Annotated in this window: 14 protein-coding genes; 10 read left to right on the top strand and 4 right to left on the bottom strand. The window is 52.2% G+C overall.

Annotated features, from left to right (window positions below):
• Window positions 1–36: 36 nt before the first annotated feature.
• The 3 genes from JZI27_RS14355 to JZI27_RS14345 are packed head-to-tail and all read right to left on the bottom strand — an operon-like array spanning window position 37 to window position 3925.
• The gene (locus JZI27_RS14355; RefSeq protein WP_122910470.1) at window positions 37–1413 is read right to left on the bottom strand and encodes a YheC/YheD family endospore coat-associated protein; all 1377 of its coding nucleotides are present in this window, start codon (window positions 1411–1413) and stop codon (window positions 37–39) included.
• 2 nt (window positions 1414–1415) lie between these two features.
• On the bottom strand, window positions 1416–2504 hold the full coding sequence (locus JZI27_RS14350) for a YheC/YheD family endospore coat-associated protein (protein ID WP_122910471.1): 1089 nt from the start codon (window positions 2502–2504) through the stop codon (window positions 1416–1418).
• Between the two features lie 5 nt (window positions 2505–2509).
• Window positions 2510–3925: a YheC/YheD family endospore coat-associated protein gene (locus JZI27_RS14345; RefSeq protein ID WP_280207909.1), complete on the bottom strand. Its 1416-nt coding sequence runs from the start codon at window positions 3923–3925 to the stop codon at window positions 2510–2512.
• Between the two features lie 93 nt (window positions 3926–4018).
• Here JZI27_RS14345 and JZI27_RS14340 point away from each other — a divergent pair, with 93 nt between their 5' ends.
• From JZI27_RS14340 to JZI27_RS14330, 3 genes are all read left to right on the top strand, one after another.
• Complete coding sequence (locus tag JZI27_RS14340) at window positions 4019–5176, top strand: DUF445 domain-containing protein (RefSeq protein WP_280207908.1); 1158 nt, start codon at window positions 4019–4021, stop codon at window positions 5174–5176.
• Window positions 5177–5385: 209 nt separating this feature from the next.
• Window positions 5386–6696, top strand: a complete 1311-nt coding sequence (locus JZI27_RS14335) for a DRTGG domain-containing protein (RefSeq protein WP_280207907.1) — start codon at window positions 5386–5388, stop codon at window positions 6694–6696.
• 174 nt (window positions 6697–6870) lie between these two features.
• Window positions 6871–7515: a DUF2087 domain-containing protein gene (locus JZI27_RS14330; protein ID WP_280207906.1), complete on the top strand. Its 645-nt coding sequence runs from the start codon at window positions 6871–6873 to the stop codon at window positions 7513–7515.
• Window positions 7516–7667: 152 nt separating this feature from the next.
• Here JZI27_RS14330 and JZI27_RS14325 read toward each other — a convergent pair whose 3' ends face one another.
• A complete protein-coding gene (locus tag JZI27_RS14325) occupies window positions 7668–7985 on the bottom strand; it encodes a YtpI family protein (protein ID WP_280207904.1) in 318 nt (105 codons plus the stop codon).
• Between the two features lie 142 nt (window positions 7986–8127).
• Between JZI27_RS14325 and JZI27_RS14320 the strand changes: the two genes are divergently transcribed.
• The 7 genes from JZI27_RS14320 (at window position 8128) to pfkA (ending at window position 17051) form a co-directional block, all read left to right on the top strand.
• The gene (locus JZI27_RS14320; RefSeq protein WP_280207902.1) at window positions 8128–11556 is read left to right on the top strand and encodes a DNA polymerase III subunit alpha; all 3429 of its coding nucleotides are present in this window, start codon (window positions 8128–8130) and stop codon (window positions 11554–11556) included.
• Between the two features lie 179 nt (window positions 11557–11735).
• The gene (gene ystJ / locus JZI27_RS14315; protein ID WP_122910478.1) at window positions 11736–12980 is read left to right on the top strand and encodes an NADP-dependent malic enzyme; all 1245 of its coding nucleotides are present in this window, start codon (window positions 11736–11738) and stop codon (window positions 12978–12980) included.
• Between the two features lie 78 nt (window positions 12981–13058).
• A complete protein-coding gene (locus tag JZI27_RS14310) occupies window positions 13059–13730 on the top strand; it encodes a FadR/GntR family transcriptional regulator (RefSeq protein WP_122910479.1) in 672 nt (223 codons plus the stop codon).
• A 76-nt stretch (window positions 13731–13806) separates the two neighbouring features.
• Window positions 13807–13989, top strand: a complete 183-nt coding sequence (locus JZI27_RS14305) for a glutamate decarboxylase (protein ID WP_122910480.1) — start codon at window positions 13807–13809, stop codon at window positions 13987–13989.
• Window positions 13990–14010: 21 nt separating this feature from the next.
• Entirely contained in the window at window positions 14011–14955 is a 945-nt protein-coding gene (gene accD, locus JZI27_RS14300) for an acetyl-CoA carboxylase, carboxyltransferase subunit beta (protein ID WP_122910481.1), read from the top strand.
• The gene (locus tag JZI27_RS14295; RefSeq protein WP_122910482.1) at window positions 14922–15878 is read left to right on the top strand and encodes an acetyl-CoA carboxylase carboxyltransferase subunit alpha; all 957 of its coding nucleotides are present in this window, start codon (window positions 14922–14924) and stop codon (window positions 15876–15878) included. Before accD ends, JZI27_RS14295 begins: the two co-directional genes overlap by 34 nt.
• 213 nt (window positions 15879–16091) lie before the next feature.
• Entirely contained in the window at window positions 16092–17051 is a 960-nt protein-coding gene (pfkA, locus tag JZI27_RS14290) for a 6-phosphofructokinase (RefSeq protein WP_122910483.1), read from the top strand.
• Window positions 17052–17066 lie beyond the last annotated feature (15 nt).

The raw sequence follows: 17066 nt of genomic DNA, 5'->3' as shown, positions 1-17066 counted from the left end.
CGAGTGCTTATCATTTCTGTGCGTGTCGGACATCGGTCAAAAATTGGCCAGGTAGCAACTGTAATCCACGAGGAGCTTGCGGGATTCCTGATCAGCATGCTTCAGCCTTGCGTGCTTGAAGATCGAACGACCTGGCTTGGAATTGGCTTCGAACATCCAGACGTGGCCGTGTGTGTCGATACCCATATCCAGGCCTAATTCACCCAGATCCATTCCTTTCGCTTGTTCGATTGCTTGTGCCAGACGAATGGACGCATCCTTGATCCGCTCCGTCATCAGGGCTTTTTGCCTTCCGAACAGATGGGTCAGCAGTTCGTCCCCGGGGATCACGGTCCCGCCTGTGCGAACATGTGTCGTGACACTGCCAGACCCAGCGACTTTTGCTGCTGTGCAGGAGACGACCCATTCATTGAGCTGGTTTTTATGCAGGTGGACACGGAAATCAAAAGGACGTCCGTGGAAGGTCAGAAGAGAAATCCCTTGCTGGGCCAGATAGCCACTTACTCGACGGGTACGGAATACGTGCTGATAGAGAGAGGCGAGCTTGGTAAAATGGCGTTTTACATTACCGCTCCCAGTGTGATAAGAAGCCTCGTAGCCTTTCCCAGGTTGGTGAACGACCTTGACGATGCCATAGCCCAGGCTGCCGTTTTTGGGCTTGAGATAGACGATGGGGTATTTTTTCAACAGATTGCGTACAGTTTGCAAGGATGGGGAAGTGTAGGTCTCGGGAATGTGTTCATTTACTTCCGGGTTGGGATACAACAGCTGATGGACGCGCCATTTGTTAAAAAAGCCTTGGTTGAACACCGGCATATGCGGATAGCCAGCCAGCTTGTATTTAAACTCACGGACAGATTCATGCTTCTCTGCAGAACGTGATGGAATCCTGTCGTAGACGACATCAGGCATGGCAGTCGTCCGTTTGCGCCAGACGTAGCCTCCTTTTTTGCTGCGCTGCAGGAACCAGGCTGAGACCAGATTGTTGTTCCAGTCCACATCATGCGGAGAAAAGATGTAGTAGAAAACGCCCTTGCCTTCTTGCGCCTGTAAAAGCTTGTGAAAAAACGAGGTTCTGGGGCCAATCGGCTGCTTGGAGTCTTTGCGTATGCCTGTCGTCACAATACCGATCGCAGGACCGATACGCAGGACGTCCCCTTCCCGCTTTAGATTGATGAGCCCACCGTGCGGGATACCGAGTTCTGATCGCAGCAGACTGGTTACCTTGACGATGGTACTGTCTGGATTTTGTCTATCTTGAAGGACTGTTGCTACGACTTCCTTTTTACCCAGCATGATCGTTATTTTTTGGCGCGGACGAAGCTGCAGCTTCTGACAGAGATGAATCGGCAGGATGATCCCACAAACATGGGGATGGGTAAGGAAGCGTAGCCGCACTCTGGTTGTTTCCATGCTTAGTAACCTCCTACACGCTCTTTCATGAGATAGTTGGCGTAACGAACCGGTTGAGTCATGGAATGATGCTTGGCGACAGGGTCGTTGATCATTTGAAAGACGGTTCGCCCTGGTCTGCTGTTGACTTCAATAACCCACACATTTCCGGCTCGATCGATGCCGACGTCAATCCCCAGCTCGACCAGTCTGCCGTGGGATTGCTCCAGAAAAGCAGGGAGTTCGCTTGCCAATCGGTTTACTTGTTGTTCGATTCGCACTTTGAGAGAGGGTTTGAAATGTCTGGCGAGAAAAGCCTCAAGCGGGACGGCTTTCCCTCCGCCGTGCAGGTTGGATGTGATGCTCCGCGGATCTCCCAGGCGCACGGCTTTGCCTGTGGTTTCCCATTCTCCGCGGCCGTTTTTTTGCACGAGGACTCGGACATCAAAGGGAGTGCCATCTGCCGTGTGTAGCTCGAGATAGGGCTGGACGAGGAATTTGCGCCCTGCTGTGAATGTAGATAGAAAGAGTTTTAGTTTGGGGCGTCCCTTGATAACACGACGAAAGGGCTGATTTTCTCGCCCTCGTCCCGAGATTTCAAATCCGTTGTCAACCACTTTGATTCGGACGACGCCGATGCCATGCGTTCCAGCTGTCGGCTTGATGATTGCGGCACCGTATTGGTCCAGCGTCTGCTCCAGATGGGCTAGGGTATAAAGCTGGGTGGGCGGCAGGTACGGAGCGAGCTCGCGTGATTTGCTCAGCATCTGCTGCACCTGCCATTTACCGGACAGGCCATATCCCAAAAAAGAGATCGCAGGGTCATTTTGCAACTTTTCGACAAATGGTTTATAGTGGCGGTATGATGGGCCGATAAAGCAGCGGTCATAGACGAGGGCAGGAAGCGGAAAGGTCCCGCTTTGCCAGGCACCATTGCGGTATTCGAAGCCCTTCACGGTTCGTGTGGCATAATCAACTTTGCGCGGAGAAAAGACAAAGACGCGAATTCCTTGTTTACGTCCGAAGAGGGTCAGCTTTCTGTAGTACCCCTTGTCGACAAAGTGAGAGCCTTGACAACGAGTCATAATGCCCAAGCTTCTGTTTGCAGGCATGGATGTCACCTTCGTCTTTTTTTCTTGCTCGTCGTTTTTCGAATGGCTGCCGAACGTGGAAAGCCACTTACATAGGAAGCAAAATCAAGCATGCGTACGACAGAGGGACGCGCTCTGCGGGGCGGTTCCTCTACTCCTTCGGGGAGCGGGATGGTGTTGGTTGTCTTGGAGGGCTTGCTGTTTACCTCAAGCAACCACACTTGCCCGCGCACATCGACACCCAGATCTACGCCAAATTCGGCATAATTGCCTGGGAGGGCTTCCTCCAGCAGCACGGACAGCTTCAAGGCAACATTCTTCAGGGTTTGGGGCGTGGGGCGGACAGCGCCTGCCCAGGGACCACACAGACGCAAGGCTTGCAGAGGAGTTAGCATTGAGCCACCACGCGACACATTCGAAACGATGCGGTTCTGTCCCAGACGTGCGACCAGTGAAGTGACGGACCATTCACCTTTGCGGTCTTTTTGCACCAGAACGCGGAAATCAGTCGGGCGATTCTGGATGCCGATCAGAGGTAAACCTTGCTGGAGCAAATAAGGTTTGCCTTTTATGCGTTTGTTCAGATATCGGTGCAGTCCAGGTAAACTGGCAAAATGTTTGTTCAATCCGCCGGGGCTGACCACCTGATAGCCGTTCTGCATGCGACGCACACGCATGATACCACGGCCCATGCTTCCATTGGCTGGTTTGGCATAGACGCTGCGATACTGGGCTAGCATGGTTTGTAGATCATCCTGGCTTTGGTAACGAAGCATGCCGGGCAGATGGGGAGCCGCGGCTTCCTGTTTTTCCAAAGCGGAGTGAACGTGCCATTTGTTCAGGAATCTTTCATTGAAGAACGGGATATTGGCATCTTTGCAGCGCTGTACCCATGCAGTCATAGCATCGCTTCGTTCCCGTTGGCGGGAGACGAGGCGATTGTAAATGCATTGGGGAAGAGGCAGAACCCTCTGTCTCCAGGCGCCGCCTCTGCGAACCAGTCCGCGGACAATTCCCGCATCCCAATTGACATCCTGCAGTCGAAAAGCACAGATGATGCCGCCACGCTTTCGGCTAATGTCCGCAACCTCGTTGAAAAACGGCGTTAGCGGACCAAAAGGGGAGAGCGGATATTGGGAGTTGTACGCGGACACCAAAATACCCAAATACGGGCCAAACACAAGAGACTGCTCGCTCGCCTGGTAATCCACCAGAAGCGGGACTCCCGTAGGCAGATGTAAGGACTGAACCAATGATGGTCGGGCTAGGGTTTGGTTGCTTCTATCCATGCTGCTTACGCGGGCGCGAACCGTTTTACTTCCGAATTGAATCGTTATTGTGGATGCTGGAAGGTTCCATTTACGCATACGCGCCTGGGGCAGGTAAAGGTCTACTTCCGACTTTGGCTCGTATGCTTGAACGACGGTTGGTACGTAAGACATGATTATCCCCTTCCCATCAGGCATGAAGTTAGTCTATGGTATGAGTAGCCAAATGGTTTGGTGCCATGCTTAGAAGAGAGGTTGTTAGGATTTATGAATAGTTGGTTAATATTGGTAAACATTGCGGTCGGTTCGGCGATTGGAGGAGTGACCAACGAGTTGGCCATTCGCATGCTTTTCCGACCGCTGCGACCTTGGTATATAGGGCGTTGGCGCATTCCCTTCACACCTGGGCTCATTCCAAGTAGACGAGACGACATCGCGATACAAATGGGCAGGTTGGTAGAGGACCATTTGCTGACCACAGAGGGGATCAAGCGGGCCATCACCCAGGGAGATTTGGAGAAAAATCTGGCGGACTGGCTGGATTCCTTCGTCCGGGGTTGGCTGTCGGACGAGCGTACCCTGCGCCAGCTGTTGCTGTCGACCGTACCACAGGTCTTCGATGAACAAGGAAAATGGAGTGATACGGTTCGCACTCCTGTTCTTTTACACTGGCGTGCTTTTGTTGAACGGACATTGCACCAGAACGAAGACCGCACCTTGCGCGACCTGATCGCCCAGGGGGGAGTAGAACGCGTGGAAGCAGCGGTTGCTTCACTCAGTGAAGTGCTGCTGACTCGACTGCGTGGGTATCTCCACTCTCCCCAAGGTCAACAGACCCTTCAAGAGATGATCCGCGGTCTTTTGGGGGGAGGAGGCATGTTTGGCGGACTGGTCGGCATGTTTCTCGGCGACGACAAGATCATGAACAAAGTGTTACCCTATCTGGATGAGCTACTGCGAAGTCCTGAGCTTTCACAAAAGGTTCATCATTTCTTGAGTCAGGAAGCGGATAAGCTGCTGGATAAGAAAGTGGGAGAGGTAGTGACCTGGCTGGGGCGTGAGCAGGTGGACGACTGGGCAGTGGCTCTATTTTCCAAGCTGGAGGTGCAAAGTCTGCGCTTCATCGATGAGCCGCTGTCTCAAGTGACGGCACCATTTCGGGAGACGCTCCTCACACAGACGATTCCACGGATGGCGGGCTGGATGGTGAGCACGCTGCAAAACAATATCGAGCGCATTGTCAGCAGGATACCGGTGCGTGAGATTGTCACCAGACAAGTAGACGGCTTTCCGATGGAGCGAATCGAAGAGATGGTTATCGGCATCTCAGGAAAAGAATTTCGCATGATTACCGTCCTTGGCTTTATCTTGGGAGGGGTCATCGGGCTTGTACAAGGCTTGCTCGCGCAATGGATCGGTTCATAACTGAAATTAAATTGTAACTCCACTGTAATAATCCTGTAATATTTCGGGGTTATGATAAAAGCACGATGAAAACCCCCTTAATGATATACTTTCTGACGGAGTAGCTGTAAAGCTACCCTTTTTTTTTGCTTCGCCTTCGGGTATATTGTTCGAAGGAGCTAGCTAACGCAGGTGTGGGCGGATGGATGAAGAGAGGGGATTCAGGCGACATGGCAACCAAGCACGAACAAATTTTACAACATATCGATCGCCTTCCGATCGGTTCGAAGATTTCCGTGCGGCAAATCGCCAAAGACCTTGATGTAAGCGAAGGAACGGCATACCGTGCGATCAAGGAAGCGGAGACACAAGGATACGTGAGCACGATTGAACGTGTGGGTACGGTCCGAATCGAGAAAAAACAGAAGGAAAACATTGAACGGCTTACCTTCGCTGAGGTGGTCAATATTGTCGATGGCCACGTGTTGGGGGGAAGGGAAGGTTTACATAAGACACTGAACAAATTCGTCATCGGTGCGATGCAGCTCGAAGCGATGATGCGTTATATTGATGCGGGCAGCCTCTTAATCGTGGGGAACCGTTATCAGGCACATAAAATTGCGTTGCAGCAGGGTGCTGCCGTACTGATCACCGGGGGATTTGACACGAGCGATGAAATGAAGCAGCTCGCGGATCGTCTCGCACTGCCGATCATTTCCTCCAGCTACGACTCCTTTACAGTGGCCTCGATGATCAACCGGGCTATCTACGATCGCTTGATCAAAAAAGAAATTGTGATGGTGGAAGACGTGCTGAAGCCGCTGGCAGAGACGCCGGTGCTGCTCACCTCCGATTCAGTCGCGAAATGGCATCAGTATACAGAGCTGTATCAAGACACCCGTTTTCCGGTTGTGGACGAGCAGATGCGTTTGATCGGGATCGTCACCTCCAAGGACATTATTGGTCATGATGAGACGGCTACAATCGACAAGGTGATGACGAAAAATCCGATCACGACTTCACCGCGTGTATCTGTCGCATCCTCTGCGCACATGATGGTCTGGGAAGGCATCGAGCTATTGCCTGTCGTAGACAATTACCGCAAGCTGGTGGGGGTACTGAGCCGAAACGATGTGCTGAAGGCCCTCCAATTTACAGCCAAACAGCCGCAGATGAGTGAAACCTTCCCGAATCTGATCATGTCCCATTTCCGCGAAGAGAGGCAAGCGGATGAACTGACGTATATTGGAGAAGTGACACCACAGATGACCAACCATCTCGGGACGATCGCCAGCGGAATCATGACCACGGTTATGGTGGAGGCTGCCTGTAACCTGCTGCGTCATCATCGCCGCGGCGACATGGTGCCGGAGAATGTAACCGTCTATTTCCTGAAGCCGGTACAGATGGAAAGCCAGATTCAGGTGAAGCCGCGGCTTTTGGACATTGGTCGCCGCTATGGAAAAGCCGAGGTTTCTGTCTATCACGGGGATCAGATTGTGGGTCAGGCGATGATTGCTGCCCAAATTATTGAGCGTTAAAGACCAATCGAATAATGAAAGGGTAGCTTTACACAGGAGATAACAAGCCTGTGTGGAGCTGCTCTTTTTTCGCCTTCTGCGATGTGGAAATTGACAAGGAACGGCCCTTCTACTACACTATAGATTAGATAATCATCGAATTAGGTACTCGGATGAGCAGGAGGAGAATGTCACTTGCAGCTCGATCAACTGGTTTCGTTTTATAAAGCAATGGGAGACACGACGCGAGTCCGAATCCTGGCGATTTTGGCCAATGGACCACTGCACGGACAGGCACTCGCGGGAAAGCTCGGGGTGACGCCGCCGACGATCACACATCATATGGCAAAGCTGCGGGAAGCAGGTCTGGTATACGAAAGACGGGACAAGAATACCGTCTACTTTTATCTGCATGAAGCCAATGTGAAACGGCAATCACAAGCGATTGTAGGCGTGCTGGATCGGGCGAAGAGTGGAGCAGGAGATTCTTTGTTCGCTGACACGGATGCGGAAACAAGAGGTGAGAGAGGAGAAGAAAACAAGATGGTCGTGGAAAGCATACAGGTGATTCGGTCGTTTTTTACAGCCGAGGGCAAGCTGAAGCAGATTCCGGCGCAGCGCAAGAAAAAACTGATCGTGTTCGAACATATCGTGCGTGGATTGAAAAAAGGGCACAAGTATACCGAGAAAGAGATCAGCGATTACATTCGCCAGTTTCATGAGGATTATGCGACGATTCGCCGTGAGTTCATCATGAACCACTATATGTATCGCGAGGACGGGGTCTATGAGTTGAATCCGGAAGAGATGTGGGCAAAGCCGGAGAACCAGCGGAAATAAAAAAGGACAACCGTCGGCACTGCACTCGGGTTGTCTGAAGCATTAGGATGTCACACACGCTCATTATAGCGTAGGAAAAAGTCATTTAGCCAGAATAAACAGATGGTAATACAGGAAAAAAGCATCCAGCAGGCAAGGGGGCGGACGACCAGTCAGCTCCCTTTATTTTTTGATGCTTCCTCTTGCCAAGCTCTGCGATAGCGAAAAAAGTTGCGAGAGCCCAAAAATAGATTCATAGCCCCTACAAAAATCAAGATCAGGGCAACCAAAATGCGTATCGTATCCAGCTCTTCAAAGGTAAACTGATTGAATCCAAGCAAGCTGACAAATATCCCTAAGCAGACGTTCATTTTTCCGAGTGTCATGCGAGACTCCAGCGGGTGAATGCCGCGTCTGCGCGCTGCCATGCTGAAATAAACGCTGGCTACCAGCGTAGCGAGAACTCCGGTCAAGAAAAAGGCTTGCCACATGTGAAAACGTCATCCTCTCTAGCAATCTTGTTTTATCCTATCAAATGCCGAGATAGCAAACAAGTAAAAGAACGCTCGTTCCCCACTTCGAACAGAATTACGCTATAATAGAAAGAACGGATTTCAGAGAGGAAGGAAAACGATGACCGCTTTTGTCCATTTGCACGTGCATACGGAATACAGCTTGCTGGATGGAGCAGCGAGAATCGAACAGTTGGTAGCGCGTGCAGCGGAGTTGGGCATGCAGGCACTGGCGATTACTGACCACGCCAATCTGTACGGAGCCATCCCGTTCTACAAAGCGTGTCGACGGGCAGGGATCAAGCCGATCATCGGAATGGAAGTTTACCTGATCGAAGGAAACCTGCAGGATCGGGTCCGAAATGCTCCGCAGCCCAATCATTTGGTCCTGCTGGCTGAAAATGAACAGGGCTACCGTAGCCTGCTGCAAATCGCCACGATTGCTCATACAGAGGGCGACTATATCCTGCCGCGCATCAACAAGGAAGTGCTAACGCGACACAGCGCGGGATTGATTGCCTTGAGCGCCTGTCGTGAAGGGGAAGTAGCGCGTCTGTTGCTGGCTGGTGATGAGAACGGAGCAAAAGAAGCGGCAAATTGGTACCGACAGGTCTTTGGCCAGGATAACTTTTTTCTGGAGCTGGAGGATCATGGGCTGGAGATTGAGCGCAGGCTGAATACCCGTCTTGTTCGGCTCAGTGAAGAGACAGGGATACCGCTGGTTGTTACCAACAACGTTCATTATATATACCAAGAGGATTACGTCTTGCACGATACGCTGCTGGCGATCGGAGAAGGCAAGACAGTGGGGGAAGAGAATCGCTTTCGTTACGAGTCAGATCAGTACTATGTAAAAAGCGCGGAGGAGATGGCGGCTGCTTTTGCCTATGCGCCGCAGGCTTTGGCCAACACGGTCAAGATCGCTCAGCGCTGTGAGCTGGAGTTTTCTTTTGGGTCGCACATCTTGCCGGAATTCCCGCTGCCTGTGGGGCAAGAGCCGACACAGTACCTGCGGGAGCTGTGCGAGCAAGGCTGCCGGGAGCGCTACGGGGAGCTCACGCCGCAGGTCAAAGAGCGACTCGACCACGAACTGTCCATCATCACACGGACAGGCTTTACGCACTACTTCCTGATTGTCTGGGATTTCATGCGCTATGCCCACGAAAAGGGGATTCCGACGGGACCAGGCCGCGGCTCGTCTGCTGGTAGTCTGGTCGCTTATTCCCTGAAAATTACCAATGTCGATCCGTTGCACTACAACCTGCTGTTTGAGCGGTTTCTCAATCCGGAGCGGGTGACGATGCCGGATATTGATATCGACTTTTCTGTGGAGCGGCGAGATGAAGTGATTCATTACGTGGCAGACAAGTACGGTCATGACCGCGTGGCGCAGATCATTACGTTCGGGACGATGGCTGCGCGGGCAGCTGTACGTGATGTAGGGCGAGCTCTGGGCTTGTCCCTGGGGCTGGTGGACCGGGTCGCGAAAATGATTCCGCAATCGCCTGGCATGACGATCGACAAGGCGATGCAGCTAAATCCGGATATCGGTAAGCTAAGTGCAGAAAACAAGCAGGCGGCTCAGCTCATTGAAGCCGCCAAGGGCGTAGAGGGACTGCCGCGCCACGCGTCGACGCATGCTGCGGGAGTCGTCATCTCGCGTGAACCTCTCACACAGTACGTACCGTTGCAGACTGGACACGAAGGGCTGGCGCTCACCCAGTACCCGATGGAAATTCTCGAAGAAGTCGGGTTGCTGAAAATGGATTTTCTCGGACTGCGCAACCTGACGATCATTCAAGAGGCGCTACGTCATCTCACAAAACTCGGGGTACAGCTCGACCTGGAAAAGATTCCGACCAACGATGCGAAAACCTTCCAGATGCTCTCACACGGAGACACAACTGGTGTCTTCCAGCTTGAATCTGCCGGCATGCGCAATGTCCTGCGCGAGCTGAAACCGACCGATCTGGATGACATTATCGCCGTTTTGGCCTTGTACCGTCCGGGGCCGATGGAGATCATCCCGCAGTACATTGCGGCCAAGCACGGCGAGAGCCAGGTAAAATACGCGCATCCGGTGCTCGAGCCAATCCTGGGCGAGACGTACGGTTTCATCATCTACCAGGAGCAGATCATGAAAATCTCCTCCTCCCTTGCCGGTTTCAGTCTGGGCGAGGCCGATATTTTGCGCCGGGCTGTGAGCAAGAAAAAACGGGAGCTACTCGCTGAGCAGCGGGAGAAGTTCGTCGCAGGCTGTGTCAGACAGGGCTACGGAGCCGAGCTTGGCAACGAAATCTACGATTTGATAGTCCGCTTCGCAGATTACGGCTTCCCCAAGGCCCACTCGGTCGCCTATGCGATGATTGCGTATCAGATGGCCTATTTGAAAGCCAATTATCCGCTAGCCTTTATGGCTGCCCTGCTCTCCCTGTCCATCGGTAATCAGAGCAGGATCGCAGAGTATACGGAAGAGGCGCGGCGTTTGAAGCTGGCTGTACTCTCTCCCGACGTGAACAAGAGCGAAGCATTTTTTACGGTAGAGCAGGATGGGATTCGCTTTGGCCTGGCAGCTGTGAAAAATGTCGGCTACGGGGCGATCGAATCCATCGTCCAGGAGCGCGCCAATCGCCCTTATCGAGACGTATTTGATTTCAGTGCACGGGTAGATGGGAGACTGGTCAATCGGCGCGTGGCAGAATCGCTCGTCCTGTGCGGGGCGCTCGACTCCTTGCCCGGGCATCGGAGCCAGCTTCTGGTCCTGCTCGATGAGGCCGTTGGCAAAGCGACGAGCAGACGGGTGGAACGGGATGCGGACCAGTTGAATCTGTTTGCCGGTGAAGAGAGCGGAGCTATTGTGCGTGATCCGTCGGAGTATCCGGAAATCCCGCCGTTTTCGCAGGCGCAGCAGCTGCAGGAGGAGCGGGACCTGCTCGGGGTGTACATCTCGGGACACCCGCTGGATCAGTACGCACACTTGTTCAATCGTCCAGAGGTATCAGCTATCGCCTCATTGGTAGAACAGCCGAGAGACAAGACGGTCAAGGTATTCGGTATGGTCACTAACGTGCGGCGCATTCAGACGAAAAAAGGAGATCCGATGGCATTCGTCACACTGGAGGACAAGACGGCGCCGGTGGAAATCGTCGTCTTTCCGCAGGTGTATGGCAAACACGTCGAACTGTTGGAGAAAGAGCGCATGCTGATCGCCGAGGCACGTGTCGATCATCAGGACGATACGGTCAAGCTGCTGGCATCCAGGTTTTGGGACGCAGATACCCTGCCGCAGGCTTCGACAGAGCTGGTATTGTTTGTCAAAATATCACCGGACCAGGAGCGGGATTCGACTTTGCAGCAGCTTCAGCGCTTGTTTGTCGAAAAAAAAGGAACGATTCCCGTCATTTTGTACTACGTAGGAAAAAAACAGACCATTCGCTTGCCGGATGAAAATCGCGTTCATGTAGATCCATCATTTTTGGAGCATGCGCGAGAAATTTTAGGTCCTGATAGCGTAATTACGAAAGAAATGCCTAAAAATGGGGGAGGATGATCAATGTCCTCCCTTTTTTGCCTTTTTCAGCAGGTTTACAGGACAACGGGTTTTGTTATAATGGGAGCATAATCAAAAAAGTGGTCAGACCACTTCTGATGAAAAAGCTGGATGAATGATCCGAGAGTACAAAACAAGCAAATTGACAGTAAAGACAAACGCGAAATGGAGTGGTTATGGTGTCCAATCTCAGAGAGGAAGCATTGGAACTTCACAGAAAGCATCAGGGGAAACTGGAGGCGGTAACGAAGGTGCCGGTTCGCAACGCGCGCGACCTTAGCCTTGCCTATTCTCCTGGCGTTGCAGAGCCATGCAAAGAAATTTTTGACGACAAGTCCAAAGTTTATGATTATACGATGAAGGGCAACCTGGTCGCTGTAGTCAGCGATGGAACAGCAGTACTCGGCTTGGGCAATATCGGTCCAGAAGCTGCGATGCCAGTCATGGAAGGAAAAGCCGTTCTGTTCAAATCCTTTGCAGGTGTAGACGCATTCCCGATCTGCTTGAACACGACAGATGTGGACAAAATCGTGGAAACAGTCAAATTATTGGAGCCTACCTTTGGTGGTGTAAACCTGGAAGATATCGCAGCGCCTGCATGCTTCGAGGTAGAAGAGCGTCTGAAAAAAGAAACCAATATTCCGATCTTCCACGACGACCAGCACGGTACAGCGATCGTGACGGCAGCAGGCCTGATCAACGCATTGCGCGTTGTTGACAAGAAGCTGGAAGACATTCGTGTCGTAGCCAACGGTGCAGGGGCAGCAGGTATTGCCATCATCAAGCTGCTGGTATCGATGGGCGTGAAGGATGTTATCATGTGCGACACTAAAGGTATTGTGTACGAAGGCCGTACCTTCGGGATGAACCCAGTGAAAGAAGAAATGGCAAAAATCACCAATCGTAACAAGCTGCAGGGTGAACTGGCTGACGCAATGAAAGGTGCCGATGTATTTGTTGGCGTATCCGTAGCAGGAGCTGTTACAACTGAAATGGTGAAGTCGATGAATCGTGATCCGATCATCTTCGCGATGGCCAACCCAAATCCTGAGATCATGCCGGATGACGCAAAAGCGGCTGGCGCTGCAGTAGTGGGTACTGGACGTTCCGACTTCCCGAACCAGGTAAACAACGTACTGGCATTCCCTGGCATCTTCCGCGGAGCATTGGATACTCGTGCGACTCAGATCAACGAAGAGATGAAGCTCGCAGCCGTATATGCGATTGCCGACCTGATCGCGGCAGAAGAGCTGTCCGCAGACAAAGTCATTCCAGTGCCATTCGATGCACGTGTGGCTCCAAATGTTGCAGCTGCGGTAGCAAAAGCAGCGATGGACAGCGGCGTAGCGCGCATCACGGTTGATCCGGAAGCGGTGAAGGAAAAGACCAAAAAGCTGACTGCGATTTCGTATCAGGAAGTGTAAGAAACGACCTCCGGGTACATACCACGTGCTTGCCCCGGGATTTCACTTGAAGCAGGCAGTAGTAGAGGAGGTTTTATCGTGCTCGACTCTTCCCAAGAGCGAAAGGTATACGAAGAAATTCTCCTGCACATTCACCAGATCGTGCAGGAGAATAACCTGCGTGTCGGTGACAAGCTCCCGTCCGAACGAGAGCTGTCGGAGAAGTTGGGTGCAGGACGGTCCTCCGTCAGAGAAGCATTGCGTGCACTGGAGCTGTTGGGGCTGATCGAAACGCGCCGAGGTGAAGGCACGTTTCTGAAACACTACAGACATAATCGATTGATTGACATTTTGGGCTTTTTTATCCTGCAAGATGGAAAGTCCAAGAAGGATTTGATCGAGATGCGCCGAATGTTGGAGCTGGATGCTGTACGTCTGGCTTGCCGTCGTGCCTCGGAAAAGCATTTTGAGGAGATGGAGCGGATTCTGGCGGCTGCCGAGGAACGGATCGGGCGCGGAGAAGTACCGGCGGAAGAAGATTATCAATTCCACCGGGTCATCTGTCGCTCCAGCCGAAATTCCATCCTTCACCGGATCTGGGCGCCGTTAGTCGAATACAGCAACAGCATTCGTGTCGAATCTCTGTCTCGTGAGGGCAGGGCGAGCACGGCCGTGCAGGAGCATCGGGAAATCATGGAGGCAATCCGTGCAGGAGATGTGCAGGTAGCGGTCGAGAAAATGCGACAACATTTGGAAAATAGCAAGCTCTGACAACCATTTGCGGCTGGCGTCAGGCCTGTGATATGATGATGCAGACCTGTATTGGACGATCGAGGAGGAAGCCAGCATGTGGACGGTCATCTACATCGCTCCCAGCGCAAAAATAGCAGAACGGATACAGCAACGTTTGACAGATGAAGGATTCCTGGTAAAAGTTCGTGAAGCGAAAGTCTCCAAGCAATACGAGATACTCGTTCCCGAAAGCGAAGTTCACGAGGTCCAGGAAGTATTTGGCACAATCCTTCGCTGAAGAGAAAGGTGGGGTGCAACGGTGCTTAAAGACCTTTTTGGCAAAAAGCGAAAATTTGCTACCGTCCCGTCGGAAACTCTCTCACGTGTCCCCGCTTCTGGCAATCAAGCGAAAGAAGCGGGAGTGCGTGAAAAGGAAGTTCCCGAAGGACTGATGAATAAATGCCCGCACTGCGGAACCATTCACTACTCCAAGGATTTGGATAAAAACCTGCGCGTTTGCAAAGGATGCCAGTACCACTATTCCATGTCTGCGCCTGAGCGCCTGGCTGCCATCCTGGACGAAGGCGTGCTCACAGAGGAATTCGATTCCGAACTGATCACCTCCAATCCGCTTGGTTTCCCGGGGTATTTGGAAAAGCTGGAGCAGGATATGGAAAACACCAACCTGAACGAAGCCATTATGACAGGTGAAGGACTGCTAGGCGGCAATCGCATCGTCATTGGAGTAATGGATTCACGCTTTCGTATGGCGAGTATGGGTTCTGTTGTTGGTGAAAAAATTACGCGTGCAATTGAGCGGGCGATCGATAGACGTCTGCCCTTTGTTCTGTTTTCAGCCTCAGGCGGGGCCCGGATGCAGGAAGGTGTCCTCAGCTTGATGCAGATGGCCAAGACAAGCGCTGCTTTGTCCCGTCTTGATCGGGAGCGGTTGTTATTCGTTTCGGTATTGACCAACCCGACTTTTGGCGGTGTTTCGGCAAGCTTCTCGTCATTGGGCGATTACAATATCGCAGAACCGGGTGCCATGATTGGCTTTGCCGGACGTCGTGTCATCGAGCAGACGATCCGCCAGGAGTTGCCAAAAGACTTCCAAACAGCGGAATTCTTACTGCAGAACGGACAACTTGACATGGTGGTTCACCGTAAGGAAATGCGTGCCACGCTCACGAAGCTGGTAGAGATGCACACGTCGCGGGAAGGAGTGGAAGCATGGCAGGAGAGCTCCCCTTTGAAAAGCCATTAGTAGAATTGCACGACAAGATTAAGGAATTGCGCCGTTTTACAGAAGAAAAAGGCATTGATTTTTCCGATGAAGTGAAGCGCTTGGAGCAAAAGGCGAAGGAGCTGGCCGAACAAATCTACGGCAACCTGACGCCTTGGCAGCGCGTGCAATTGGCGCGCCATCCGGAAAGACCGACAACCTTGGACTATATACAGCTTCTTTTTACTGATTTTATGGAAGTGCATGGAGATCGTCTGTTTGGAGATGATCAGGCGATTGTCGGCGGAATTGCCAAGCTGGACGGAAGACCAGTGACGATCATCGGACATCAGAAGGGCAAGGACACCAAAGACAACATCCGCAGAAACTTCGGGATGGCACATCCGGAAGGCTACCGCAAAGCACTGCGGATCATGGAACAGGCGAACAAATTCGGCCGACCAATTATCTGCTTTATCAATACATCAGGTGCGTATCCGGGAAAAGCTGCGGAAGAGCGTGGACAGAGTGAAGCGATTGCCCGCAATTTGCGTCAAATGGCCACTTTTGGAGTGCCGATCATCTGCGTCGTCATTGGTGAAGGCGGCAGTGGCGGTGCACTGGCAATCGGTGTGGGGAACCGGGTCTTTATGCTGGAGAATTCCTATTACTCCGTGATTGCGCCGGAAAGTGCGGCTGCTATTCTCTGGAGAGATTCCAGCTTGGGCATGCGCGCAGCAGAAACGATGAAGATTACCGCTCCGGACCTTTTGGAGCTGGGTGTGATCGACGGCATCGTGGAGGAGCCTTTTGGCGGAGCGCATCGCGATTTGATGATGCAGGCAGGACTAGTGAAAAACCTGCTGGTGGAGCAACTGGAACAGCTCAGTCAAATGACACCAGATGAATTGATACAGGATCGTTATGAGAAGTTCAAAAGGATTGGAGAGTACGCCTCCCTGTAATGTGCAGGGGGCGTTTTTTGGCTTTTTTCTGCACGGATTATCTGCTACAATCGTATTCGGAGAAAGCATTTGACAGATCTTTGAAAAAGTATGGCACAAAAGAAGAACGAGTATAACAGATATCATCTTTTTACTAATACAGCATGTTTCAAAGGGGATTTGGTACATACTGATGCCAGTTTGCGACATGCTAAGAGGATGGGAGGAGATCGCGTGGAAAGAATCGCCGTACTGACCAGTGGTGGAGATGCCCCGGGCATGAATGCCGCCGTAAGGGCTGCTGTTCGTCGTGCTGCCTATCACGGTGTGCAGATGTATGGGGTATATCACGGATATGAGGGCTTGATGAGCGGGCACATTGAGGAAATGTCGCTAGGCTCTGTAGGTGACATCATCCAGCGTGGGGGAACCATACTGTATTCTGCTCGCAGCGAGGCCTTCAAGACAGAGGAAGGTCAGCAAAGAGCCGTGGATCAGCTGCACCAGCAAGGGATACAAGGATTGATCGTCATCGGAGGAGATGGTTCGTTTCGCGGCGCTCAAAAGCTGACGGAAAAAGGGATCCCTACGATTGGCGTACCTGGGACGATCGACAACGACATTCCATGCACCGATTTTACCATCGGTTTTGATACGGCATTAAATACCATCGTCGATGCGATTGACAAAATTCGCGATACGGCTACCTCCCATGAAAGAACGTACATCATTGAAGTCATGGGACGCGACGCCGGTGATCTGGCGTTGTGGGCAGGGCTTGCCGCTGGTGCCGAGTCGATTATCATTCCAGAAGAAGAGCAAGATATGGAGGATATTCTCGAACGTCTTCACGCTGGACAGCGGCGCGGGAAAAAACATTCCATTATCATCGTGGCAGAAGGTGTCGGCAGTGCAACTTCCTATGCCGAGGCCATCACGAAGGCGACGGGATGGGAGACGAGAGTCACTGTATTGGGACATATCCAGCGCGGAGGTTCTCCTACAGCGATGGACCGCATGCTGGCGAGCAGGATGGGTGCAGCTGCTGTGGATCTCTTGCTCGAAGGAAAGCGGGATCGCATGGTGGGCATCCAGAACAATCAGATCGTGGATGTGGATTTTAAGGAAGCATTAGCGAAAAAGCATCAGTTGGATCTATCGATTTACCAGTTGGCTAGAACGCTGTCCATATAGGAATTGTGTTTGGCA

The organism is Brevibacillus sp. AY1, from assembly GCF_029870785.1.
Lineage (GTDB): Bacteria > Bacillota > Bacilli > Brevibacillales > Brevibacillaceae > Brevibacillus > Brevibacillus invocatus.
This window is presented reverse-complemented; position numbering and strand designations above follow the sequence as displayed.

Excerpts from the sequence above, each read along its gene's own strand:
- JZI27_RS14305 (WP_122910480.1), top strand. The coding sequence starts at position 13,807 with ATGTGGACGGTCATCTACATCGCTCCCAGCGCAAAAATAGCAGAACGG.
- JZI27_RS14335 (WP_280207907.1), top strand. The coding sequence starts at position 5,386 with ATGGCAACCAAGCACGAACAAATTTTACAACATATCGATCGCCTTCCG.
- JZI27_RS14355 (WP_122910470.1), bottom strand. The coding sequence starts at position 1,413 with ATGGAAACAACCAGAGTGCGGCTACGCTTCCTTACCCATCCCCATGTT.
- JZI27_RS14295 (WP_122910482.1), top strand. The coding sequence starts at position 14,922 with ATGGCAGGAGAGCTCCCCTTTGAAAAGCCATTAGTAGAATTGCACGAC.
- JZI27_RS14345 (WP_280207909.1), bottom strand. The coding sequence starts at position 3,925 with ATGTCTTACGTACCAACCGTCGTTCAAGCATACGAGCCAAAGTCGGAA.
- JZI27_RS14320 (WP_280207902.1), top strand. The coding sequence starts at position 8,128 with ATGACCGCTTTTGTCCATTTGCACGTGCATACGGAATACAGCTTGCTG.
- JZI27_RS14340 (WP_280207908.1), top strand. The coding sequence starts at position 4,019 with ATGAATAGTTGGTTAATATTGGTAAACATTGCGGTCGGTTCGGCGATT.
- JZI27_RS14325 (WP_280207904.1), bottom strand. The coding sequence starts at position 7,985 with ATGTGGCAAGCCTTTTTCTTGACCGGAGTTCTCGCTACGCTGGTAGCC.
- JZI27_RS14350 (WP_122910471.1), bottom strand. The coding sequence starts at position 2,504 with ATGCCTGCAAACAGAAGCTTGGGCATTATGACTCGTTGTCAAGGCTCT.